This window comes from Xanthomonas hyacinthi, from assembly GCF_009769165.1.
Classification (GTDB): Bacteria; Pseudomonadota; Gammaproteobacteria; order Xanthomonadales; family Xanthomonadaceae; genus Xanthomonas_A; species Xanthomonas_A hyacinthi.
Genome location: NZ_CP043476.1, coordinates 3,438,681 through 3,462,446, shown reverse-complemented (window position 1 = coordinate 3,462,446; position 23,766 = coordinate 3,438,681). Strand labels below are relative to the sequence as shown.

The following is a 23,766-nucleotide window of genomic DNA, read 5'->3' as shown; positions in this document are numbered from 1 at the left end:
GGGATGAATTGTCGTGGTCAAGTTTTGGTGGACACGGAGATAGGGGATTTCAGGTGGTGGCTTTCTCGTAGTCGGCAGGCGATCGATAGCCGAGGGTGGAGTGCAGCCGGTGGGTGTTGTAGAAGGCGACGATGTAATGGGCGATGTCGGCAACGGCCTCGGCGGGGTTGGCGTAGCGGCGCTGCCAGACCCGCTCCATTTTCAGGTTCAGGAAGAACCGCTCCATCACCGCGTTGTCCCAGCAGTTGCCCCGGCGGCTCATGCTGGCGAGCAGACCGTGGCGTGCCAGTAGGTCGCGGTGGGCCTGGCTGGCGTATTGGCTTCCACGGTCGGTATGCACGATCAGCCCCGGCTTGGGCTGGCGCAGGGCGATGGCCATCTGCAAGGCGGTGCAGACCAGCTCGGCAGGCATGTTCGGGGCCATCGCCCAGCCGACCACCTTGCGTGAGTACAGGTCCAGCACCGCGGCCAGGTACAGCCAGCCGCGCTCGGTGCGGATGTAGGTGATGTCGGCCACCCAGGCCTGGTCGGGGGCTTCCGGGTTGAAGCGCCGATCCAGAAGGTTGTCGGCTACCGGCATCTCGTGCCGGCTGTCGGTGGTATGGACGAACTTGCGCTTCCAGCGCGCCTTCAGCCCCTGCTGCTTCATCAGGCGGCGGACCCGATAGCGACCGGCGGGCAGGCCCTGGGCCTTCAGGGCGGCGCACAGCCGGCGGCTGCCGTAGTTGCCGCCGCTAGCCTGGAAGGCCGATTGCAAGGGCGCCGTGAGGGCGCAGGCCCTCGGCGCTGACCGCCGCCGAGCGGCATACACCCCAGAACGGCTCACGCCCACAAGCCGGCACAACCGGGTGGTGTCGGCCTTCTCCTGCCACTGATGGATCATCTGCTGGATCACTTCAGTTCCCGGGCGAAGAAGGCCGATGCTTTTTTTAGGATCGACACATCCTCGCCTAGCCGCTGGTTCTCACGCTCCAGTTGGCGGATGCGTTGCTGCTCGGGGGTCAGCGGCCTGCCTTGTCCCGGCTGGCCAGCCTGCTCGGCCTCGGACTGGGACAACCACCGGCGCACCGCGCTATCGACCAGGTCCAGGTCGCGGCACACCTGGCCCACACTCAGGCCTTGGTCTTGGATCATCTGCACCACCTGTAGCTTGAAGGCGGTGTCGAAAGTTCTACGGCTACGGGGCGTCATGTCGTTCAAAGTCCTCGTTGGAGACGATCATCCCCTATCGAGGTGTCCACGAGAATTAGACCAGGACAAATCGAGCCCCTCTCCCATCGGGAGAGGGGTTGGGGTGAGGGTACGGCCGGCACGGATCGCCTGGCGGCACCGAACGTTTCCAGGCTTCGCCCGTACCCTCATCCGCCCCTGCGGGGCACCTTCTCCCGCAGGGAGAAGGAACAAATCGAGCCCCTCTCCCACCGGGAGAGGGGTTGGGGTGAGGGTGCGGCCAGCACGGATCGCCTGGCGGCATCGAACATTTCCAGGCTTCGCCCGTACCCTCATCCGCCCCTGCGGGGCACCTTCTCCCGACGGGAGAAGGGAGTTGCACCACGTGGCGCCGCATGCGCGCCCACGGCAAGGACCGAGATAACCATTGGTGCCAGCGACATAACGACGCGGCATTTCTGAATAGGCATCACATTAAGGTTAATGGTGGCGGGGAACGTTACCGCGCACACCGCATCGCCAAGGACGAGTGACTCGGAAGCAGGCGCGGCGCATCCCCGCCCCCACCACCCGAGCCGCCTCCTCCATGCCCCCCCTCCTTCGCAGGCCCGCCCTGCTCGCGCTGGCGCTGAGCGCCGCCCTCGCCGCGCCGCCCGTCCTGGCCCAGTCCACCACCGGCGCCGTCGCCGGCCAGGCGCCGGCCAACGCGCAACGCGTGCAGGTCCGCAGCGACAGCGGCCTCAGCCGCGAAGTCGCGGTCGATGCGCGCGGCCGCTACAGCATCGGCCAGCTGCCGCTGGGCACCTACACCATCGTCGCCAAGGGCGCCGACGACGCCGTGCTCGGCAGCCGCGAGGGCGTGGGCCTGACCGTCGGCGTGGTCACCGACGTCTCCTTCGCCGCGGTCACCAGCCTGACCGGGGTCATCGTCAGCGCCGACCGCGCCGCCGCGGCGATCGACGTGAGCAGCGTGGACTCGCGCACCGTGATCGATGCCGAGCAGCTGCAGCGGCTGCCGCTGGGGCGCTCGGCCGAGGCGATCGCGCAGCTGGCGCCCGGCGTGGCCGGCAACAGCGGCAGCGGCACCTATGTCGGCCCGACCGGTGCGCAGTTGCTCAGCTTCGGCGGCTCTTCGGCCGCGGAGAACGCCTATTACATCAACGGCTTCAATACCACCGATCCGCTGCGCGGACTGGGCGGGCTGACCCTGCCCTACGGCAGCATCGACCAGTTGGAGGTCTATACCGGCGGCTACAGCGCCAAGTACGGCCGCTCCGATGGCGGCGTGATCAATGCGGTCGGCAAGCGTGGCAGCAACGACTGGCATTTCGGCGGACAGGCGACCTGGGAGCCGGACGGCCTGCGCTCCTCGCAGAAGGACGTCTACGCGCCTGGCGACGGCAGCCTGTACCGGCCGGACAGCAAGAGCAGTTCCACGCTCAGCACGCAGAGCCTCTACGCGGGCGGCCCGCTGATCCAGGACACGCTGTTCTTCTTCGGCTCCTACGAACTGCAGCGCCAGGACGGCGGCAGATTCTACGGCGCGCGCGAAACCAACACCGGCTACTACGACGACGACTACCGCCAGCCGAGCTGGTACGCCAAGCTGGACTGGAACATCAGCGACAGCCAGCTGCTGGAGATCACCGGCGCCTCCAGCCGCTACATCACCCGCGGCAGCTACTACGACTACAGCGGCTACGACATCGGCCATCGGCGCGGCAGCGCCGACACCACCAAGACCGGCGGCGACCTGTGGACCGCCAAGTACACCGGCTACCTCACCGACCGCCTGACCTTCGGCGCCCAGTACGGCAAGCAGCGCACCGACGACTACACCGGCAACCCCAACTACAACGGCGCACTGACCTACGTCGACGACGCCTCGTTCCAGAACCCCGCCTATACCGGCGGCACCCCGATCACCAACGCGCAGACCACGTCCTTGCTGGTCGATCCCGACCGCGGCAACCGCACCGACAACCTGCGGCTGGACCTGAACTACGTCATCGGCGAGCACAGCATCACCATCGGCATCGACAACCAGAACGCGCGCGCGCTCAACCGCGGCTCGGTGGCCTCGGCCGACGGCTACTACTGGATCTACGGCCAGTCCAACCCGAGCGTGCCGATCAATACCGGCCTCGGCGTGCCGGCCACCGGCGGCTATGCCAACGGCGAGGACGGCTACTACGTGCGCAGGTACGTGTACAGCGCGCTGGCCTCGGTGCGCGCGGTGCAGCGCGCGCAGTACATCGAGGACAACTGGCAGGTCAGCGAGCGCTTCCTGCTCAGCCTCGGCCTGCGCCTGGACCAGTTCACCAACTACAACCGCGACGGCGACGCCTACATCAAGCAGACCAGCGGGCAGTGGGCGCCGCGCCTGGGCTTCAGCTGGGACGTCGACGGCGATGCGCGCTTCAAGGTCTACGGCAACGCCGGCCGCTACTACCTGGCGCTGCCGCTGAATCCGGCCTTCAACGCGGCCGGCGCGACCCTGGCGACCTCGACCTACTACACCTACGGCGGCATCGACGCCAACGGCTACCCCACCGACCTGACCCAGATCTCCGGCGCGGTCTCCTCCAACAACTACTACGGCATCCTGCCCGATCCCAAGACCGTGGCCACGCAGGGCATCAAGCCCTCGTTCCAGGACGAGTTCATCCTCGGCTTCACCAAGGCCTGGGGCGACAGCTGGGTGTACGGCGCCAAGGGCACCTACCGCGTGCTGCGCAGCGGCGTGGACGACTACTGCGACAGCGACACGGTGTTCGCCGCCGCGGCGGCGCAAGGGCACGCGGTGACCCTGGCCAGCAATCCGGTCAGCTGCTGGCTGATCAATCCGGGCAAGTCCAACACCTTCACTCTGGTGGATACCTCGGGCAACTACGTCAGCGTGCCGCTGAGCAATGCCGAGCTGGGTTTTCCCAAGTTCAAGCGCAACTACTACGGACTCAACCTGTCGCTGGAGCACCCGTTCGACCAGCGCTGGTACGGGCGCTTCGACTACACCTGGTCGCGCAGCTACGGCACCACCGAGGGCCAGCTGCTGTCGGGCATCGGCCAGACCGCGGTATCCACCACCCAGTCCTGGGACTTCGCGCAACTGATGGAACACACCAACGGCCCGCAGAGCAACGACCATACCCATCAGTTCAAGTTCTACGGCTATTACCAGTTCAGCCCCGAATGGCTGGTGTCGGCCAATCTCAAGCTGCAGTCCGGCACGCCGTTCAGCGCGCTCGGCTCGTACGGCGCCGACCAGAGCGATCCGTCCGGCTACGGCATCGCCTACCACTATTACCAGGGCGAGGCGGCACCGCCGGGCAGCCAGGGCCGCCTGCCATGGTTGAAGCAGCTCGATCTCGGCGCGTCGTGGCGGCCGGCGTACGCCGACCACAAGCTGGCCTTCAACCTGGACGTGTTCAACGTCTTCAACGGCCAGGCCGCGCTGTGGAAGTACCCGTATTCGGAAACGGATCCGGGCAACAGCGATCCGGTGTACGGCGCGGCGTTGCTGCGCCAGGCACCGCGCTCGCTGCGGTTGAGCGTCAGCTACGACTACTGAGTAGAGCCGGCGATGTGCAGGGCGCCGGCCGAGGGCGGCCGGCGTCCCCGCCCGTCCTCACCGCGCGAGGCTGGCCCGATGCAGGCGATCGGCCAGCGCGACGATCCCCGCTGCATTCTGCGCGCGCGCCAGGCGGCGGGGATGCCGTCGATGCCGTAGAAGGCGCCAGCCAGCTGCCCGCAGCTCGCCGCGGTGCCAGCGGCGGCGTCGCCGAGATTGGCCGCGCGCAGCACCACGCTCATCGTACGGCCCGCTGCGCCTGCTGCTCGGCCAGGGTCAGCGCCACGTTGTCGCGCAGGTAGGCCGGCTCGGCGCGCTCCGGCGCGACCGCTTCGCCGCGCGCATACGCGGCCAGCGCCAGGCTCAGCACGTCGGCGGCATGCGGCAAGGCCTGCGCATCGACGCTGCGCAACTGCGCGTGCAGGCGCCGCCGCAGCACGCCGTCGATCGCCGCCAGGCCGGTGCCGACGCCGTGCCAGTGCGCATCCGCATCCGGCAGCACGAACGCGTCCGGGGCCAGCACCTGCTCCGGCGTCAGCGCGTGCAGACCGTCGGCGTGGCGCGCGAACGTGGCCGCGTAGATCTCGCCCATGCGCGCATCGATCGCGGCCAGCACGCGCGGCGCAGCGGCCGGCGCGCGCAAGGCCAGCGCGTGCAAGGTGGACACCGGCAGCACCGGCAGATCCAGCGCCAGGGCGATGCCCTGCGCCAGCGCGATCGCCAGGCGCACGCCGGTGAACGCGCCGGGGCCGCGGCCGAAGGCGATCGCATCGAGCTGGCTGCGGGCGATGCCGGCCTCGGCCAGCAACTGCTCGGCCCACGGCAGCGCCAGCTCGGCATGCCGGCGCGGCGCGAGTTCGAAGCGCTCCAGGACCTTGCCATCGACATGCACGGCAACGGACAGGGCTTCTGTGGCGGTTTCGAAGGCGAGGATGTTCATTGGGGGCCGGGAATCGGAAATGGGGATTCGGGAATCGAAAAAGCGAAGCGAAGAGCGAGAAGCGGATGCCGGGCGCCGGCTAGTCGAACGGCGGCGACGCGACGTCGTCGTGATTATCCACCAGCGCCGCGGCGCCGGCGCCGAAGAACTGGCGCACGTCCTCGACATCGCGCGTCCGTGCGAACGGCGGCAGCGACTCCAGGAAGGTGCGGCCGTAGGATTTGGACAGCAGCCGCGGATCGCACAGCACCAGCACGCCGCGGTCGCTCTCGCTGCGGATCAGCCGGCCCACGCCCTGCTTCAGCGCGATCACCGCCTGCGGCAGCTGTTCGTCGCGGAACGGGTTGCCGCCGTCGCGGCGGATCGCGTCCAGCCGCGCCTCGAATACCGGATCGTCCGGCGCGGCGAACGGCAGCTTGTCGATCACCACCACGCTCAGCGCATCGCCGACCACGTCCACGCCTTCGCGGAAACTGGCCGAGCCGAGCAGCACGCCGTTGCCGGACTCGCGGAACCGCTGCAGCAAGCTCGCGCGCGGCGCCTCGCCCTGCACGAACAGCGGCCACGGCCCGTCGCGCAGCGCCTCGGCGGCTTCGCGCAGCGCGCGGTGCGAGGCGAACAGCAGGAACGCGCGGCCCTGCGAGGCCTGCAGCACCGGATGCAGCGCCGCGATCAAGGCGGTGCCGAAGCCGCGCGCGTTCGGGTCCGGCAGCGCCGGCAAATAACACAGCGCCTGCCGCGCCCAGTCGAACGGACTGGGCTGCAGCAGGGTCATCGGATCGCTCAGCCCCAGGCGCGTGGCGATGTGCTCGAAATCGCCCTTCACCGCCAGCGTCGCCGAGGTGAACACCCAGGCCGCGTGCGACTTCTCGCGGTGCAGGCGCAGCGGGCCGGACACGTCCAGCGGCGTGCGCTGGCAGCGGAAGCCGCGCGCGCTCAGTTCGTACCACAGCACGTCGCTAGATGGCGGTGCCGGCTCGGCGTCGAAATCCGGGATCGGCGCGTCGTCGCCGAGCCAGTGGCCCAGGCGCGCGCGCATCTCCTGCGCGCGTGCGGCGCAGGCGTCGAAGCCGGGCGAGGCCGCGCGCAGCGCCGCCAGGCTCTCCTGCAAGCGCGCCAGTTCCGCCAGCAGCGCGTCGAAACCGTCGCGCAGCTGCGGCTTGGCCAGCAGCCGCCATTGGGTGCCGCGGGTGGGCAGCCCTTCCATCGCCGCGCGCAGTTCGCGCAAGGCCTGCTCCAGCGCCTGCACCGGCGCCTGCAGGCTGGCCAGCGCGCCGGCGACGTGGCGGCTCTCGGTCACGCAATCGCGCGCCAGCTCCTGCAACGGACGCATGCCGAAGCTCTCGCCGAAGAAGTTCGCCGCCAGTTCCGGCAGCTGGTGCGCCTCGTCGATGACGAAGGCCTGCGCACCGGGCAGGATCTCGCCGAAGCCCTCCTGCTTCAGCGCCAGGTCCGCCAGCAGCAGATGGTGGTTGACCACCACCACGTCGGCCGCCTGCGCGCGCTGCCGCGCCTGCACCACGAAGCACTCGCCCCAGAACGGGCACTCGCTGCCGAGGCAGTTGTCCATGGTCGAGGTGACCATCGGCAGCAGCGGCGAATCGTCGGGCAGCGCCTCCAGCTCGGCGATGTCGCCGAAGCGGGTGCGTGCGCCCCAGGCGACGATGCGCTGGAACTGGGCGATCTGCTCGCGCGCGGTGAAGCGCGGCTCGCCCTTGGCCTGCTCCAGCCGGTACTTGCACAGATAGTTGGCGCGGCCCTTCAGCAGCGCGCTGTTCAAGCCCACGCCCAGCGCCGCGCGCACCCGCGGCAGGTCGCGGTGGTAGAGCTGGTCCTGCAGCGCGCGGGTGCCGGTGGAGACGATGGTCTTCAATCCCGACAGCAGCGCCGGCACCAGGTACGCATAGGTCTTGCCGGTGCCGGTGCCGGCCTCGGCGAGCAGCACGTCGCGCTGCTCGAACGCCTCGGCGATGGCCGCGGTCAAACGCAACTGCGCCGCGCGCGGCACGAACGCATCGAGTTGGCGGGCAAGCGCACCGCCTTCGCTGAGCGCTTCGGTGCTGGCATGGGCGAGGGACATGGGGGGACTCGGGACCGCAGGATGATGGCCCGGGGCAAATCGCTGTCAAGCGATTTGATGAGAAAGTGCCGACTTTAAAAAAAAGCGGCTTTTTTTGCAGCCCCAGCCCAACCGCCTTCTGTAGGAGGGGCTTCAGCTCCGACGCGTCACCGGGACCTGATTCTCCACATCGCCCATCCAGCGTCGCGAGCCGATAGGGCCGCGGTGCTGGATGCAGGGCGGCGCAGATCCATCGTGGCACCAAGGCCGCCAGGCCGAAGCGTCGGTTGAAGCGGTAGCAGACCGCGCTGAGGCCGCGCCGCAGGTCCTTGGGGCGCAACGCGTGGGAGCTGCCATGCACGGCGTTCTTGCCGTTGTCCAGCGATGCCCGCAGGCCTGGCCAAGGAAGCCTTGCGGCCAGCGCTGCTCGAACACCGCTGGCCGGCATTGCGCTTGGCTGCCATAGGACTCCAGCAACGCCGGCAGGCTCATGCCCGCCTGGAACTGGATCAGGTTCTTCTTGGCCATCGCCGCATCGCCTCTGCAGCATCAGCGGCGTGCAGCACCGGCCAGCCCCGGATCAGGAGATGCGATTGATCGGCAATCGGGTCCCGGTAAGGCGTCGGGCTGAAACCCCTCCTACAGCAAAGCCACCGGGCTGAAATAAAAAAGCTCCCTCCCCGCTGGGCACCGGGGAGAGGGCTTAGGTACGGCTATCGGGATGGATCGGATCAGATCAGCGGCGCGGGCGTTGCCGGCAACGCGACCGGCGCGGCCTTCTTCTTGCGAGCGGCCGGCTTCTTCTTTGCCACGGCCTTCTTGGCGACGGCCTTCTTGGCGGCCGGCTTCTTGGCAGCCGACTTCTTCACGGCCTTCTTGGCGACGGCCTTCTTCGCAGTCTTCTTTACCGCCTTCTTCGGGACGGCTTTCTTTGCAGCTGCCTTCTTCGCCGTCTTTTTCACCGCCTTCTTCGCGGTGGTCTTTTTGGCGGCCGCCTTCTTGATCGCCTTCTTTACCTTGGCGACCTTCTTGGCGACCTTCTTGGCGACTTTCTCGACCGCCTTCTTTACCGAAATCTTCTTCGCTGCCAGCTTCTTGGCGGCAGTCTTCTTGACCGCTTTCTTAGCGGCCGGCTTCTTTTTCGCAGCTTTCTTCGTGGCCATGGGATGGCTCCTCGTCAGTGAACTATGGATTGAAAACGCCCAGTTAAAGCAAACCCGCGGCGATGGTCCGCCTGCAGGACCCGCCGGCGCGCGCTGCGGGCCGGGTCGGATACAGAAACACCCGTACCGAAGCTCGATACGGGTGCCGTGCCAGGGGAGACGTTGCGTTTCTCGGAGGGAAGCGACACCTGCTCCACCATCATCAGGTTCCTGGCGGATGTCCAAGTCGTGCTTCGCGTTTCGATGTCGATCCGATTCACTCGCTTGCGCAGCAACGTCTGCTGGGCGAAACCTAATCACGCTTTTTTTTACTGTCAACAGTTCCGCGCAATTTTTTTTCAGGCGCCGCGCGTCGCGACGGCGCCGATCGCCGCGATCGGCAGCGCTCGGACCGCGACGGCAGCAGCGGCGAACCCCGCCGCCAATCTTCCACGCAAACAAAAACAGCGGTAATTCCCGTGCTTTTTTGCAACAGGCCAACGCAACCGACAGTTTCGCGTGCCGCCGCGCGCGGCGCTGGCGGCATCCAGGCGCGCGCACGCGCGCCTGTCCGCAAGCTGAAAAAAACTTTTCGCGGCATGCGCTGTTCCGGCATCGCACAAGAGCAAATAGGCGAAACTGCGCAAACTTTTTCGCGCTGTTCGACGCTTGGCAGCGTGCGCATGCGCCGCATCGCGGTGCAGCGACGCTGCCGCGGCGGCGTCCGCTTGTCTGCGCGTGTTCCTCACCGGCACATCACGCACACGCGGTCGCACGCGTCGGGTTGCGTCTTGCCCGGCACCCGCGCTGCCGATCCGCGTTCGCCTCGCATGCACGCCGCAGCGACCACGCTCGCGGCAGGTCGAACGCGACGCCGCGCGCCGACGATGGCCGCAGCGCGGCAAGCGCTGCTGCACTCGGCGGACGCTCCGCGCGCGGCGCACGCCTGCGATCCACATCACCGTCACTGCCAAAAATCCGACGCGTGGTTCGCCGCGTACCGGTGTCGATGCCGCGATGCCGCCTGTCGGCGGCGGCGGAGCCGCGGCGTGCGCATCGCCGCCCGCGCTGCGGCGCGCCTGGCAGACCGCATCCGCGGTAGCGCACCCGCCCGCTGCCACGCCGATCGCCTGGCTGGCGAAACCCAGCTGCTCTTTTGGCGATGCCGGCGTCCGCCGCCGCAAACGGAAACCGGCCGCACAAGGCGGCCGGTTCGGCTGTCGCGAGGAGGCGGGTCGGCTCAGTGGCCGTCTTCCTCGAGCAGCTCGGCGTAGTCGTCCGGGGCCAGCAGCTCGTTCAACTGCTCCGGGTCGGCGATCTCCAGCACGAAGATCCAGCCTTCGCCGTACGCGTCCTCGTTGATCGTCTCCGGCTTGTCGCTGAGCGCGGCATTGACCTCGACCACCTTGCCGCTGAGCGGGCTGTACACGTCCGAGGCGGCCTTGACCGACTCGACCACGGCCACGCCGTTGCCGGCGACGACGTCGTCGCCGACGTTGGGCAGCTCGACGTAGACCAGGTCGCCGAGCAGGCCCTGGGCGTGCTCGGAGATGCCGACGGTGACGCGACCGTTGCCTTCGACGCGCGCCCATTCATGGGACTTGAGGAATTTGAGGTCGCCAGGGATCTCGCTCATGGGGCTGCTCCGGAAGAAGACGGTGTCGGGGATGGAGGGATAGTGTAGCGAAGCGGATGCTCCGCAACGCAGCGGGAGACGCAGCGGCCGCCCGTCGGTGGCGGGAAGGCCGCCGCCGCGGCCGGCTCAGCCGAGCACGCCGGGCTGGACCTGGCCTTCGCGCACGAACGGGAACTTGACCACGCGCACCGGCACGTCCTTGCCGCGGATGTCCACCCGCACCAGCCCCGGCTCGCCGGCCGGCACCCGCGCGAACGCGATCGCCTTGCCCAGCGTCGGCGAGAACGTGCCGGACAGGATCTCGCCTTCGCCCTGCGCGGTGAGCACCTTCTGGCCGTGGCGCAGCACGCCCTTCTCGTCCATCACCAGGCCGATCATCTGCCGCGGCGCGCCGCTGGCCTTCTGCGCCTCGAGCACGTCGCGGCCGATGAACACACGGCCCTCGTCCAGCGCCACGGTCCAGGCCAGCGCGGCTTCGTACGGCGACACGCTGTCGTCCATGTCCTGCCCGTACAGGTTCATGCCGGCCTCCAGGCGCAGCGTATCGCGCGCGCCCAGCCCGGCCGGCGCGACCCCCGCCTGCAGCAGCGCGTTCCAGAACGCCACTGCCCGCTGCTGCGGCAGCACGATCTCGAATCCATCCTCGCCGGTGTAGCCGGTGCGCGCGACGAACAGCGCCACGCCGTCGCTCGAGGTCGCCTCGAACGCGGCGAAGCGGCCCAGCTTCTGCACCGCGGCGCGATCCTCCTCGCGCAGCAGGCCGATCGCCTTGGCGCGCGCATTGGGACCCTGCACCGCGATCATCGCGAAGTCCTCGCGCTCGCGCACCTCCACGCCGAACGCCTGCGCCTGCTCGCCGATCCAGGCCAGATCCTTGCTGCGCGTGGCGGCGTTGACCACCAGGCGGAAGAAGCTGTCGGACATGTAGTAGACGATCAGGTCGTCGATCACTCCGCCCTGCGGATTGAGCATGCAGGTGTACAGCGCTTTGCCCGGCAGCTTCAACTTGTCCACCGAGTTGGCCAGCAGATGGCGCAGGAACGCGCGTACCTGTGCGCCATGCAGGTCGACCACGGTCATGTGGCTGACGTCGAACATGCCGGCGTCGCGGCGCACCTGGTGGTGCTCGTCGATCTGCGAGCCGTAGTGGATCGGCATATCCCAGCCGCCGAAGTCGACCATCTTGGCGCCGAGGGCGCGATGGCTGTCGTTGAGGATGGTCTTGCGGGTCATGGCGCGGGTCCGTGGGTAAAGTTGCCCATTATCGCCGCCTGTGTGGGGGCAGAGGGAATGGGACGCGGGACGGCAGGATGCTCTGTCCCGGGACAAATCGATGTCAGGCGATTTGATGCAAAAAGGGCCGCTTTTTGCAGAAAAACGGCCCTTTTTGCAGCTCCGGCACAAGCGCTGTTCTGTAGCAGGGGCTTCAGCCCCTGCTACAGAACAGCCCAAAAGCAAGGCACTCGCGACCATCCCCTGGTCCCCGATCCCGGCTCACCTAAATCAACCCGCCTCGCCGAACGCCTTGGCCAGATTCCGATAGGCCTTGCGCTGCGCCTCGGTCTCCGGCGCCGGTGCCAGCACTTCCAGTTCGACGATCTGGTCGCCCGACGGGGTGCCCGGCAGGCCGCGGCCGCGCAGGCGCAGCTTGCGCCCGGCATCCGAGTCCGGCGGGATCTTCAGTTCCACCGCGCCGCCCAGGGTCGGCACGCTGATGCTGGTGCCCAGCGCCGCCTGCCACGGCGTCACCGGCAGGGTGTACAGGATGTTGAGCCCGTCCACCTCGAACTGCGGGTGCGCGGCGTACTCGATCTCCAGCAGCAGGTTGCCGCCGCCGTTGCCCTGCCCGCCCAGCCGGATCACCTGGCCAGGGCGCACGCCCTTGGGCACGCGCACGTCCAGCTGGCGGCCGTTGATGGTGATGCGCACGCTGTCGCCGCTGTGCACCGCTTCCAGCGGCACCGCCAGCTTGGCGCGGGTGTCGCCGCGCGGCGCCGCGCCCGGGCCGGGACCGGCACCGCCCTGGCGCGCGCGCTGCTGGCGCGCGAACAGGCTCTCGAAGAAATCGCTGAAGCCGCCGCCGGCGCCGCCGTTGCCGAACACTTCCTCGAAATCGTAGCCCTGCGCGCCGCCATAGTTGGGCGGGGCCTGGAACTCTTCGCCGGGCCGGTAGCCCTGCGCACGCAGCTGGTCGTAGGCAGCGCGCTTGGGCGGATCGCGCAGCGCCTCGTAGGCCTCGTTGATGGCCTTGAACTTGTCCTCGGCGCCGGCCTCCTTGCTGACGTCGGGATGGTACTTGCGCGCCAGCCGCCGGTACGCAGTCTTGATCTCGGCGTCGCCTGCGCTGGGCTCCACACCCAGGGTCGCGTAGTAATCCTTGAATTCCATCCATCACCTCAAAAAGAGTCGGCCCGCCGCCTTGCGGCAACGGGCCGGTTGCATGCTGCGCACCATCGCCCGGCCATTCTACTGACCGGCCGCGAAGGCGCGGCGGCGCCGCGGCGGCGCCGACGCGGGCGGGCGCTTACTGCACGATCGTGGCCCCGCTACCGACCTGGATCCGGCGCGGCGTGCTCGCCGGGCGCTTGGGGATGCGCACTTCCAGCACGCCATGGTAGCCGCTGGCGGAAATGTTGTCGGGATCGGCGCTGTCGGGCAGCGCGAAGCGGCGGTGGAAGCTGCCGTAGCGGCGCTCGATACGCGAGAAGCGCTCGCTGTCGGCGGTGGACTCGCTCTTGCGCTCGCCCCTGATCGACAGGATGCCCTTGTCCATCGACACCTCGATCTCGGACGGGTCGATGCCGGGCAGGTCGGCGTACAGCACGAAACGCTCGGCCTCTTCCTTGATGTCCACGCGCGGCACCCACTGCGCGGTGACGACGGCCGACTCGTCGGTGCCGCCGTTGGGGTCGAAGAAGCGGTCGAACACCTGCTTGATCTCGTTCTGGAACGCGGCCTGGGCCGGCAACGGGCGATAACGGATGATGCTCATCGTGGTCTCCTTGAACGTGAATGGGATGAACCCTGACGGGTGGTTCGCGGCGCCGGGCCAGGCCCGCCGCCATGCCTGCCAGATAGGAATGGGTCCGCGCTTTTCAAGGGCCTTGACGCCGGCTTCCCATTCCGATTTCTATACTCGATTCATCCAAGGAGCCCGACATGCCCATCCAGCCCGGCCAACGCATTCCCGAAGTGGTCCTGCAACGCATCCGCGAGGGCGTGGAGCAGGTGGACACGCGCAGTCTGTTCGACGGCCGCAACGCGCTGCTGTTCGCGGTGCCCGGCGCGTTCACCCCGACCTGTTCGGAGAAGCACCTGCCCGGCTACGTGGAGCACTTCGAGGAATTCCGCAAGCGCGGCATCGCGGTGTACTGCATGGCGGTCAACGACCCGTTCGTGATGCAGGCCTGGGGCAAGAGCCAGCTGGTACCCGACGGCCTGCAGATGCTGTCCGACGGCAACGGCGAACTGGCCAAGGCGCTGGGCCTGGAAATGGACGCCAGCAGCTACGGCATGGGCGTGCGGGCGCGGCGCTTCGCGCTGTACGCCGAGGACGGCGTGGTGCGCGCGCTGTTCGTGGAGGCGCCGGGCGAATTCAAGGTCTCCGCCGCCGACTACGTGCTGCAGCATCTCCCCGACTGATCTCCCTTCACCCGCCACACAGGAACCGGCCAGCCATATCCAACAAGCCAGCCAACGACGCCAAGCCGCTGCGGCGCACCGCCGGCCTCACCGATCCCGCCGCGCTGCGCACCAACGCCCGCCAGAGCATCGAGGACGGCGTGATCGCCAAGCGCTACAGCGCCGACCGCGAGGCGGCGATCGACATGCCGACGAGTTCGCCGACTTGCTGGAAGGGTGGATCGGGAAGTAATCCGACCAGTCGTATGCATGACATCAGCGCCCGGCACATGCCGGGCGCTTTTTTGTGGCAACCGCGGTGGGATTCACCGATAGAGCCCGTCGCGGTCGGAACAAGATCCTGCGTCTGCGTAACCCCGCCGCGCGCTCCCTGTAGGAGCAACTTCAGCCGCGACGGGCTTTCCCGACAAAGCCCCGTCGCGACTGAAGTCGCTCCCACAACCATTCCCCACTGCCGAAGGAATGGCCTGTCGGGCGCACTCAGTGCAACACCCGGAACCGCACCTGGGTCCAGGCGCCGTTGCTGGCCAGCGCGGTCAGGGTGTGCTCGCCGGCGTCGGCGAAATCGCGCTGGAAGTGGCGTGCGCCCTCGGTGCGGGCGATCCAGCGCCCATCCAGCAGCCAGTCCACCGGCGCAGTGGTGCCCAGCGCGTGCACCTGCAGGCGCACGCTGCTGCTGCCCGGGGCGCGCGCCAGGGTGGCGCGGTCGTTCAGCCCTTCGATGCGCAGCACGTCGTTGCCGCCGCGGCCGTCGTCGCGGCAGTCCGGCGCCAGGGCGGGCAGTTGTCCGGCCTGGCGTTCGCTGGCGTGCAGCCACGGCGTCAGCAGCGCCGGCCAGCGCGCGAGCTCGCGCTGCACCGGCGTGTGCGGCCGCGCGCAATCGGGCGACAGGCGCAGGCCGCTGCGCGCATCCACCTGCAGCGTGTCGCGGCCGGCGCTCCACAGCCGCGCGTCGCGCTCGGCGAAGGTCGGCGGCACCGCGCCGTCCAGCGCGTAGGCGGGGAAGCGCCGCTGGCACAGGGCGGGCGGGGTCTGTTCGGCGACGATGCCCAGCGGCCAGCACACGTCCAGCTGCTGCACGTTGCCCGGCATCGGCCGCGGCGCGTTGTCGCCGCGCGCGCGCGGCAGGCTGTCGATGGTCTCCAACATCAGCGGCAGCGCGGTCACCGCGCCGTACTGGCCGGGTAGCGGCGTCCCGTCGGGGCGCCCGACCCAGACCCCGACCGTGTAGCGGCGGGTGCTGCCGATCGCCCAGGCATCGCGGTAGCCGTAGCTGGTGCCGGTCTTCCACGCCACGCGCGGGCGCGTGCCGACGTCGAAGGTGCCGACGCCATAGCCCGGGCGCGGATTGGCCTCGAGGATCTCGCGCACGATCCACGCCGCACCGGGCGACATCAACCGCCGCTCGATGACCTTGTCGGTGGCGGTGTAGCGCACGTGTCCGGCGATGCCGTCGCGGTTCAGCGCGGCGAAGGCGCCAACCAGTTCTTCCAGCTGCGCGCCTGTACCGCCGAGGATCAAGGCCAGGTTCGGCGTGCTGCCGCGCGGGAACTTCAGGCCGATGCCGGCATTGTTCAGGCGCGCGGCGAAACGCGCCGGCCCGACCCGCTCGAGCAGGTCCACCGCCGGCACGTTCAGCGACAGGCGCAAGGCGCTGGCGGCGCCGACCGGGCCGTTGAAGGCCTCGTCGAAATTGCCCGGGCGGTAGTCGCCGAAGCTCTGCGGCGCGTCCACCAGCAGGCTCTCCGAATGGATCAGGCCATCGTCCAGGGCCATGCCGTACAGGAACGGCTTGAGCGTGGAGCCGGGCGAGCGCCAGGCCTGCACCATGTCCACGTCGCCGAGCCGCTTGCGGTCGCCGAACACCACCGAGCCGATGTAGGCGCGCGCCTGCAGGTCGCGGTTGTCGACCACCAGCAACGCCGCGGAGGTGCGCTCGGGCAACTGCGAGAAATACGCGCTGACCCGGTCCTCCAGGGTGCGCTGCAGATCCGCATCGATGCTGGAGACGATGTGCGTGGCGCGCGGTGATTGCCGGCGCAGGCGCTCGGCCAGCAATGCGGCGTGCATCGGCGACTGCAGCGAGCGCGCCACCACCGGTTCGATGCGCGCGTCGTCGACCTGCTCGCGCGGCCACACCTGCAGGTCGACCATGCGCTCGAGCACCTTGTCGCGCGCGGCGCGTGCGGCCTCGGGATGCCGGTCCGGACGCAGCCGGCTCGGCGCCTGCGGCAGCACCGCCAGCAGCGCCGCCTCGGCCTGCGACAGGCGCGCCGCGGGCTTGCCCAGATAGGCCCAGCTCGCCGCCTCCACGCCTTCGATGGTGCCGCCGTAGGGCGCGCGCTCCAGGTACAGCTGCAGGATCTGGCGCTTGCTCAGATGCACTTCCAGCTGCAGCGCGCGCAGCAGCTGCTGCAGCTTGCCCAGCGGGGTACGCGTGCTCGCGTTCTGCGGCATCAGGATCCGCGCCACCTGCATGGTCAGGGTGGAACCGCCGGAGACGATGCGGCGCGAGAAGACCCATTGCTTGCCGGCGCGCAGCAGCGCCCACGGATTGACGCCGGGGTGATGCCAGAACCAGCGGTCCTCGTAGTTCAGCAGCGCCTGCAGGTACAAGGGCGACACGCTCTGCGGCGTGGCCGGGTAGCGCCACACGCCGTTGCCGTCGGCGAAGGCGCGCAGCGGGGTGCCGTCGGCGGCGACCACCAGGGTGGAGGTATCGCGCGATTTCGGCAGCGGCAGCGGGCACGCCAGGTCCAGCAGCAACAGCGTGGCCAGCAACGCGGCCGTGCCCCAGCGCAGCACGCGCCAATGCGTGCGGCCCCAATGCGGCCGCGGCAGCAGGCGCGTCCAGCGCCAGGTGCGCCGCGCGGGGTGCGTGGCGGCGGTCTCGTCCTGCGACATGCGGGCTCCCGATGGAAGCGGCTATTTTGCCTGTTGCGGTGGCGACGCGGCGAGCATGTTTTCACCCGATCCATTTGCAGACCACGAAACTTGTGGGAGCGACTTCAGTCGCGACGGGCCTTACCGAGAAAGTCCGTCGCGACTGAAGTCGCTCCCACAGCACTTCGCCAACTACAGGTATCCGAGTTGAATACGTGGGCCGACATCACTCGCGGCCGTCCGGCGCCAGCGGCAGGCGCAGCGTGGCCACGCTGCCGGCGGCATCCATACGTGCGCGCAGGCTCAGGCTGCCACCCTGCGCCTCCAGGATCTGCCGCGACAGCACCAGGCCGATGCCCGATCCGCCGGGCTTGGTGGTGAAGAACGGCACGAACAGGTTGTCGCTGGGCGGCAGCCCGGCGCCGCCGTCGAGGACCTCGATCAACGCGCTGGCGCCGTCGCGGCGCGCGCGCAGCGCCACCGGCGCGCTGCCGCCGGATTCCAGCGCATTGCGCAGCAGGTTGATCAGCACCTGCTCGAGCTGGTCGGCGTCGGCGTGCAGCCGCAACTGCGGCTCGACCTCGAGCTGGATCCGCGCATCGTCGAGCAGCCGCTGCACGCGCGCGCACAGCGGCGCCAACGCCACCGCCGTCGGCACCGGCGCGGGCAGCCTGGCCAGGCGCGCATAGCCGCCGAGGAAGCGCTGCAGCGCCGCGCTGCGCTGTTCGATCACGCCCAGGCCGTTGCGCAGGTCCTCGTGCAGTTCGGCATCGAGCGTGGCCGGCGCGGCCGCCAGCAGGCGCGCGAGGGTGTCGGCGATCGAGGCGATCGGCGCCAGCGAGTTGTTGATCTCGTGGCCGAGCACGCGCAACAGGCGGCGGAAAGCCTGCGCCTCCTCCTCGCGCAATACGCGCTCCATCGGCTGCACCAGCAGCAGCTGTCCGGCCTGGCTGCGGCTGCGCAACGCGGCGTGGCCGATCTGCCAGCGCCCCTGCTGGCCGGCGAAGGCATGCGCGTGGATGCTACCCGAGGGCAAGGCGAACAATCCGGCCAGGCCCAGCGCCTGCGCCGATTGCCCGATCAGCTGCTCGGCGGCGACGCCGAGCAGGCGCTCGCCGGCCGGATTGACCAGGCGCAGGCGCTGGTCCTGTTCGAACGCGAACACCGCCCCGTCCAGCGCCGCCAGGGTCTTGCTCAGCAGTTGCAGGCTTTCGTGCGAATCGCGCTGCTCGTCCTGCAGGCGCTGCGCCAATGCGTTGAAGCGCTGCAGCAGGCCGTCTGCATCGCGATCGCGCGCCTTGCGTCACCCGCACGCTGTAGTCGCCCTCGCGCAGCGCCTCGAGCAGGCCGCCGAGGGTGCGCAGGCGCTGCCCGGCATCGCGCTGCTGCCAGCGCCACAGCGCCGCGGTCAGCGCCAGTACGCACAGCATCAGCACGGCCGCCTCGGGCGGCCGCGGCGCGCCGACCGCGAGTACCAGCGCCAACGCCAGCACGGCCGGCGCCGCCAGCCACAGCGGTCGCCGGCGTTGCCGCTCAGCCGCCGTCATCGCTGCGCAGGCCGTGCTTGCCCAGGCGCCGATACAGGCTCTGCCGGGTGATGCCGAGCTGATCGGCGGTGCGTTGCAGGTTGCCCTGCTGCTGCGCCAGCGCCTGCCGCAGCAGCAGCGCCTCGGCTTCCTCGAGGGTCAGCTGGGTCGACAAGGCCGGCGCCGCGGCCGCGGCCGGTTGCAGGCGCAGGTCGTCGCTGCCCAGCGTGGCGCCGTCGGCGAGCAACGCGGCGCGTTCCATCGCGTGCGCCAGTTCGCGCACGTTGCCGGGCCAGGCGTAGCCGAGCAAGGCGCGCTCGGCGTCGCGCGCCAGCACCGGCAGCGGCCGCCGGTAGCGCGTGCAGGCGGCGGCCAGGTAGTGCCGCGCCAGCGGCAGGATGTCGGCGCCGCGCTCGCGCAGCGGCGGCACCCGCAACTGGAAGGTGTTGAGCCGGTACAGCAGGTCCTGGCGGAAATTCCCCGCGGCCAGTTCGAAGCGGCCGGCGCGGTCCTGGCGCGCGTCGGTATAGGCGCCGCGCACGTGGCCGAACAATTCGGCCTCGAACAGGGTCGGCGCCAATCCGCCGATGTTGACCTTGACAAAGGCCTGCGCACGGCGCGGCGACCATTGGTGCAGCAGTTGCGCGAGCAGGCTCTTGCCGGTGCCGTTCTCGCCCAGCAGCAACACGTTGGCGCCGCTGCCGGCGATGCGCAGCAGATCCTCGACCAGGCGCTGCATCGGCGCCGATTCGGCGACGAAGCCGGCGGCGCTGTCCTGCAGCAGCAAGGCCTGCGCCTCGCCGAGCCGCTGCGCGTTGCGGCGGCTGCGGTCCAGCGCGATGCGGCTGTCCAGCACCGCGAGCACGCGTGCGTTCTGCCACGGCTTTTCGATGAAATCCACCGCGCCGTCGCGCATCGCCGCCACCGCCAATTCGATGCTGGCCCAGGCGGTCATCGCGATCACCGGCAGCCCCGGCCACTGCGCGGCGATCTGCGCGATCAGCGCCAGGCCTTCCGCGCCGGAAGTGGTGTCGCGGGCATAGTTCATGTCCACCAGCACCGCGGCGAACTCGTCGCCGCGCAGGCAGGCCAGCGCCAGTTCCGGCGACTCGGCGCCGACCATGCCGTAGCCGGCGCTCTTGAGCAGCATGCGCAAGGCCTCGCGCACGTCCGCCTGGTCGTCGACGACGAGGATGCGCGGCGCGTCGGCCAGCGCTTTCATCGCCAGACCTTCATGCTGGCGACACCCAGTTTTCCAGGCGCAGGCCAGCAACGCGCTCGAACTCGCGCACGTTGTTGGTGACCAGCACCGCATCCAGGGCCAGAGCATGCGCCGCGATCAACTGGTCCAGCGCACCGATCGAGGTGCCCTTGCGCTCCAGTCCGCTGCGCAGCGCGCCATAGCGGCGCATGGCCGCTTCGTCGAACGGCAGGATGTCCAGCGGCGCCAGGAACTTGTCCAGCGCCTGGCGATTGCGTGGCGATCCGCTCTTGTCCACGCCATAGGCCAATTCGGCGCCGGTGATGCTGGAAATGGCGACCTGCCCGATGCGCAACGCGGCAAAGCGGTCGAGCACGCCGGGCGGACGGCGATTGATGATGTAGATGCAGATGTTGGTGTCGAGCAGATAGAGCGGCTGACTCATACGGGCCACTCCCCGCGCACCTGCTGTTCGGGCTGCTCGCGCTGCAATTGGAAGCCGGGCTCGAACTCCTCCAGCGCCTCGCGCAGCAACTGCCAGGGGGCATCCAGGGGCAACAGCAGCACGCCGTTGCCGAAACGCCGGGCGATCACCGCCTCCCCTTCGAAGCGCAAGGCCTTGGGCAGACGGACAGCCTGACTGCGCCCGGACTGGAACAGTTTCGCGGTCGTGGTCATGGCGATACTCCAATGGAAATGATTGATATATACCGATGATATATACCATCTCAGCGGTGTCAATACCGCCCCTCGCCGCCCCGCCTGCCAAGGCTTCATTCGGCGCGCAACGCCTGCATCGGCGGCACCCGCGCCGCACGCTGCGCCGGCGCCAGCGCCGCGAGCAGGCCGGCCGCGGCGAGCACCAGCAACACCGCGCCGATCGCCAGCGGATCGGCCACCCGCACCTCGAACAGGAAGCGCTGCAGCAGCCGCGACAGCGCCATCGCCACGCCCAGGCCCAGCAGCAGCCCGATCCCGATCTGCAGGCCGGCCTCGCGCAGCACCTGCCGCCGCAGCCGTGCCGGCGGCGCACCGAGCGCGGCGCGCACGCCGAACTCGTGCTGGCGCGCGGCCACCGCCACCGCCATCACCGCGTACAGGCCGACCGCGGCCAGCAGCAGCGCCAATGCGGCGAACAGGCCGACCAGCAGCAGGTTGAGCTTCTGCTCGCCGGTGGTGGTGGCGACCAGGGCGTTCATCGACTGCAGATCGGCGATCGGCTGCTGCGGCGCCACTTCGCCGATCGCCGCGCGCAGCGCGCGCTCGTCGGCGCCCAGCGCACCGGCATGCAGGCGCACGCCATAGGTCAGCGGACCGAAGCTGCGCAGGATCTGCCACATCGGTTCGCTCATCTGCGCCAGCGGCTGGTACACCATCGCCGCCGCCGCTACGCCGGGACCGTCCTGGCGAACGTCGCCGACCACGCCGACCACGCGCATCGGCACGCGGTTGTTACCACCATCGTCGTCCAGGGTGACGACCTTGCCGAGCGCGTCGCCATGCAGGTAGCGCGTGGCGAACGCGGCGTTGACCACGCACACCTTCTCGGCACCGGCCACGTCGCCGACACCGATGCCGCGCCCGGCCAGCAGCGGGATGCGGAACACGTCGAGGAAGCCGGACGTGACCAGGCGGTACTGCGTGTCGAGCGAGGACAGGCCGGCCACCGACACGCTCCAGCTCAGCCGGGTCGTGGCCGGCGGGTTGCTCGAGGCGCCGACGCGCGCGATCCCAGGCACCTGCTGCAGCCGCGCGAGGATGCGCCGGGTCTGTTCCACCGCATCCTGCACGCTGGCGTAGCGCTCCTTCACCGGCGACAGGGTGAAGATCACCGCGGAGCGGCTCTCGAAGCCCATCGGCACGTCGGACAGCTTCTGCAGCGTGCGCGTGAACAGCGCGGCGCCGATCAGCAGCACCACCGCAATCGCCACCTGTGCGATCACCAGCGCGCGGCCGAGACGACCAGCCTGCAGGCTCCAGCCGCCGCGACCGCCGCCGGCCAGTTCCGTCACCAGGTTGCGGCGGCGGCCACGCACGATGCCCAGCGCCGCGGCCAATACCGCGGTGGCGCCGCCGGCGAGCAGCGCGAACAGCACGCTGGCGCCGGTCAGGTGCGCGGCCTCGCCGCGCATCCACAGCAGCGGCACCCAGCCGCCGAGCAGGCGCAGGCCGAGCCAGGCCAAGGCCAGCCCGGCCAGGCTGCCGAGCGCGCCGATCAACGCACCTTCGGCCAGCGCCGGCAGGCTCAGCCGCAACCATGGCGCGCCGAGCGCGGCGCGCACCGCGCTGTCGTGGCTGCGGCCGAGCGCGCGCAGCAGCATCAGGCTGGTCAGGTTGATCGCCGCGATCAACAGCACGCAGGCCGCTGCGGCGAAGAACAGCCACAGCGTGTGGCCGCTATAGGACGTGTACAGGCTGTCTTTCAGCGGCAACGCGCTCGGCGGATCTTGCTGCAAGCTGCGCCACCACGATTCGTCCATGTGCGGGCTGTTGCGCAACAAGCCCTTGATCACCACCGCGGTCTGCGCGGAGGCAGCGGGCACACTCACTCCCGGCTGCAGCCGCGCGACGACGACCTCGTTGGTGGACAGGTTGGTTGCGGACAGGTCCGGCTGCATGTTGCGGATCAGGTCGAACGGTTCGGCCCATGGGAAGTCCGCCGGCAGCACGCCGACGATCTGTACCGGCTTGCCCTCCACCTGCAGCGTGCGCCCCACCGCCGCCGGATCGCCGCCGAAATAACGCTGCCAGAAGCGATGCGCGAGGATCACCGCCTGCGCTCCGCCGGGCCGGCTTTCCTCGGCCGTGAAGTTGCGCCCTGCCGCCATCGGCAGACCCAGCGTGCGCAGGAAACCCTCGTTGGCGCTGATCGCGGTGACCACCTCGCTGGCGTCGCCGCGGGCGATGTTGGCCGGCACCGGAAACCCACGCAGCATGCCGATCGCCTGCAGACTGGGCATGCGTCGCAGCGGCGGGTAATAGCCGGGCGCGGCGACGTTGCGGCCGCCGTCGATCGGCTTGCCCAGCGTGACCAGTTGCTGCGGTTGCGGAAACGGCAGCGGCTTCAGCAAGGCCTGGTCGAGCAGCGCGAACACCGCGGTGGTGGTGGCCACGCCCAGCGCCAGGGTCAGCACCGCCAGCAGCAGGTAACCGGGCTTGCGCGCCAGCGCGCGCCAGGATTGCCGCGCTTCGGCCAGGTACATGGCGGCGCTCATCGCGCCTGCTCCGCGGCGCGCGCCGGCAGCGCCACGTCCTGCTCGTGGCGCAGGCGCTCGAAGGTGTCCTCGTCGACGATACGCCCGTCGAGCATGTGCACGATGCGCTGCGCGCGCCGCGCGAACGCCGGATCGTGGGTGACCATGCACAAGGTGGTGCCGTTGTCGTGCAGCTGTTCCAGCAGCTGCATCACCGCTTCGCCGTTGCGCGTGTCGAGATTGCCGGTGGGTTCGTCGGCGAGCAGGATCGACGGATTGCCGGCCAGCGCGCGCGCCACCGCCACGCGCTGCTGCTGGCCGCCGGACAGTTGCCCCGGATAGTGCCTGTGGCGATGGTGCATGCCGACCAGCTCCAGCACTTCGCGCACGCGCTGGCGGATGCGGCCGCGCTCGGCGCCGTCGCGGTAGGTCAGCGGCAGCGCCACGTTCTCTTCCACGGTGAGGTCGGCGATCAGGTTGAAGGCCTGGAAGATGAAGCCGATCTCGGCGTTGCGGATGCGCGCGCGGCCGACCGCGTCCAGCTCGGCGACGCTGCGGCCGTTGAGCCGGTAGGCGCCGCCGCTGGGCGCATCGAGCAGGCCGAGGATCGACAGCAGGGTCGATTTGCCGCAGCCGGACGGCCCGGTGATGGCGACGAAATCGCCGCGCGCCACGTCCAGCGCGATCTCGGCCAGGGCGTGAGTCTCCACTTCGTCGGTATGGAACACCTTGCCCAGCCCGTGCAGGCGGATCAGCGGCTCGGCGGAAACTGCGGGAATTGCGGTCATTCTGGTTCTCCTGG

General features: G+C 69.5%; 18 protein-coding genes and 2 pseudogenes. 2 read left to right on the top strand and 18 right to left on the bottom strand.

Annotation, left to right across the window (positions count from 1 at the left end):
• Window positions 1-49: 49 nt before the first annotated feature.
• A protein-coding gene (locus FZ025_RS15295; protein WP_208803672.1) for an IS3 family transposase occupies window positions 50-1,191 on the bottom strand; the annotation gives its coding sequence in 2 pieces (ribosomal slippage) (window positions 50-921 and window positions 921-1,191; 1,143 coding nt in all).
• Window positions 1,192-1,756: 565 nt separating this feature from the next.
• Between FZ025_RS15295 and FZ025_RS15290 the strand changes: the two genes are divergently transcribed.
• Entirely contained in the window at window positions 1,757-4,741 is a 2,985-nt protein-coding gene (locus tag FZ025_RS15290; RefSeq protein ID WP_104559003.1) for a TonB-dependent receptor, read from the top strand.
• A 57-nt stretch (window positions 4,742-4,798) separates the two neighbouring features.
• Here the strand turns inward: FZ025_RS15290 and FZ025_RS15285 are convergent.
• The 10 genes and pseudogenes from FZ025_RS15285 to FZ025_RS15245 all read right to left on the bottom strand — a co-directional run.
• Window positions 4,799-4,983: pseudogene (locus FZ025_RS15285) on the bottom strand (ADP-ribosylglycohydrolase family protein); the annotation flags it as partial.
• The gene (gene tsaB, locus FZ025_RS15280) at window positions 4,980-5,681 is read right to left on the bottom strand and encodes a tRNA (adenosine(37)-N6)-threonylcarbamoyltransferase complex dimerization subunit type 1 TsaB (RefSeq protein ID WP_046980199.1); all 702 of its coding nucleotides are present in this window, start codon (window positions 5,679-5,681) and stop codon (window positions 4,980-4,982) included. The gene tsaB and the pseudogene FZ025_RS15285, both read right to left, overlap by 4 nt.
• A gap of 79 nt (window positions 5,682-5,760) precedes the next feature.
• Window positions 5,761-7,761, bottom strand: a complete 2,001-nt coding sequence (gene yoaA / locus FZ025_RS15275) for a DNA repair helicase YoaA (protein WP_104559002.1) — start codon at window positions 7,759-7,761, stop codon at window positions 5,761-5,763.
• Window positions 7,762-8,124: 363 nt separating this feature from the next.
• A pseudogene (locus FZ025_RS22455) lies at window positions 8,125-8,268 on the bottom strand (IS1595 family transposase); the annotation flags it as partial.
• A 203-nt stretch (window positions 8,269-8,471) separates the two neighbouring features.
• Window positions 8,472-8,903, bottom strand: a complete 432-nt coding sequence (locus tag FZ025_RS15270) for a histone H1-like repetitive region-containing protein (RefSeq protein ID WP_046980698.1) — start codon at window positions 8,901-8,903, stop codon at window positions 8,472-8,474.
• Window positions 8,904-9,241: 338 nt separating this feature from the next.
• Entirely contained in the window at window positions 9,242-9,646 is a 405-nt protein-coding gene (locus tag FZ025_RS15265; RefSeq protein WP_146093625.1) for a hypothetical protein, read from the bottom strand.
• 476 nt (window positions 9,647-10,122) lie between these two features.
• Window positions 10,123-10,518: a glycine cleavage system protein GcvH gene (gene gcvH, locus FZ025_RS15260; protein ID WP_046980697.1), complete on the bottom strand. Its 396-nt coding sequence runs from the start codon at window positions 10,516-10,518 to the stop codon at window positions 10,123-10,125.
• Between the two features lie 126 nt (window positions 10,519-10,644).
• On the bottom strand, window positions 10,645-11,751 hold the full coding sequence (gene gcvT / locus FZ025_RS15255) for a glycine cleavage system aminomethyltransferase GcvT (protein WP_046980696.1): 1,107 nt from the start codon (window positions 11,749-11,751) through the stop codon (window positions 10,645-10,647).
• A gap of 270 nt (window positions 11,752-12,021) precedes the next feature.
• Window positions 12,022-12,906 (bottom strand): DnaJ C-terminal domain-containing protein, encoded by an 885-nt coding sequence (locus tag FZ025_RS15250; protein ID WP_046980695.1) that lies wholly within the window; start codon window positions 12,904-12,906, stop codon window positions 12,022-12,024.
• Window positions 12,907-13,042: 136 nt separating this feature from the next.
• Window positions 13,043-13,510 carry an Hsp20/alpha crystallin family protein gene (locus FZ025_RS15245; protein ID WP_046980694.1) on the bottom strand — a complete coding sequence of 156 codons (468 nt, stop codon included), beginning with the start codon at window positions 13,508-13,510 and terminating at the stop codon, window positions 13,043-13,045.
• A 167-nt stretch (window positions 13,511-13,677) separates the two neighbouring features.
• On the opposite strand from FZ025_RS15245, the gene FZ025_RS15240 reads away from it, so the two are divergent.
• Complete coding sequence (locus tag FZ025_RS15240) at window positions 13,678-14,160, top strand: peroxiredoxin (protein WP_046980693.1); 483 nt, start codon at window positions 13,678-13,680, stop codon at window positions 14,158-14,160.
• A 480-nt stretch (window positions 14,161-14,640) separates the two neighbouring features.
• Here FZ025_RS15240 and pbpC read toward each other — a convergent pair whose 3' ends face one another.
• The 7 genes from pbpC to FZ025_RS15200 form a co-directional block, all read right to left on the bottom strand.
• Window positions 14,641-17,064, bottom strand: coding sequence for a penicillin-binding protein 1C (gene pbpC, locus FZ025_RS15230; protein ID WP_046980692.1), 2,424 nt, complete (start codon window positions 17,062-17,064; stop codon window positions 14,641-14,643).
• A gap of 205 nt (window positions 17,065-17,269) precedes the next feature.
• Window positions 17,270-17,773 carry a sensor histidine kinase gene (locus FZ025_RS22035; RefSeq protein ID WP_208803819.1) on the bottom strand — a complete coding sequence of 168 codons (504 nt, stop codon included), beginning with the start codon at window positions 17,771-17,773 and terminating at the stop codon, window positions 17,270-17,272.
• An 803-nt stretch (window positions 17,774-18,576) separates the two neighbouring features.
• Window positions 18,577-19,791, bottom strand: coding sequence for a sigma-54-dependent transcriptional regulator (locus FZ025_RS15220; protein ID WP_046980691.1), 1,215 nt, complete (start codon window positions 19,789-19,791; stop codon window positions 18,577-18,579).
• 10 nt (window positions 19,792-19,801) lie between these two features.
• Window positions 19,802-20,215, bottom strand: a complete 414-nt coding sequence (vapC, locus tag FZ025_RS15215; protein WP_046980690.1) for a type II toxin-antitoxin system tRNA(fMet)-specific endonuclease VapC — start codon at window positions 20,213-20,215, stop codon at window positions 19,802-19,804.
• On the bottom strand, window positions 20,212-20,448 hold the full coding sequence (locus FZ025_RS15210; RefSeq protein ID WP_046980689.1) for an antitoxin: 237 nt from the start codon (window positions 20,446-20,448) through the stop codon (window positions 20,212-20,214). The genes vapC and FZ025_RS15210 overlap by 4 nt, the downstream gene beginning before the upstream one ends.
• 95 nt (window positions 20,449-20,543) lie before the next feature.
• Window positions 20,544-22,985, bottom strand: a complete 2,442-nt coding sequence (locus FZ025_RS15205; RefSeq protein WP_104559001.1) for an ADOP family duplicated permease — start codon at window positions 22,983-22,985, stop codon at window positions 20,544-20,546.
• Entirely contained in the window at window positions 22,982-23,752 is a 771-nt protein-coding gene (locus tag FZ025_RS15200; protein WP_104559000.1) for an ABC transporter ATP-binding protein, read from the bottom strand. Before FZ025_RS15200 ends, FZ025_RS15205 begins: the two co-directional genes overlap by 4 nt.
• Window positions 23,753-23,766 lie beyond the last annotated feature (14 nt).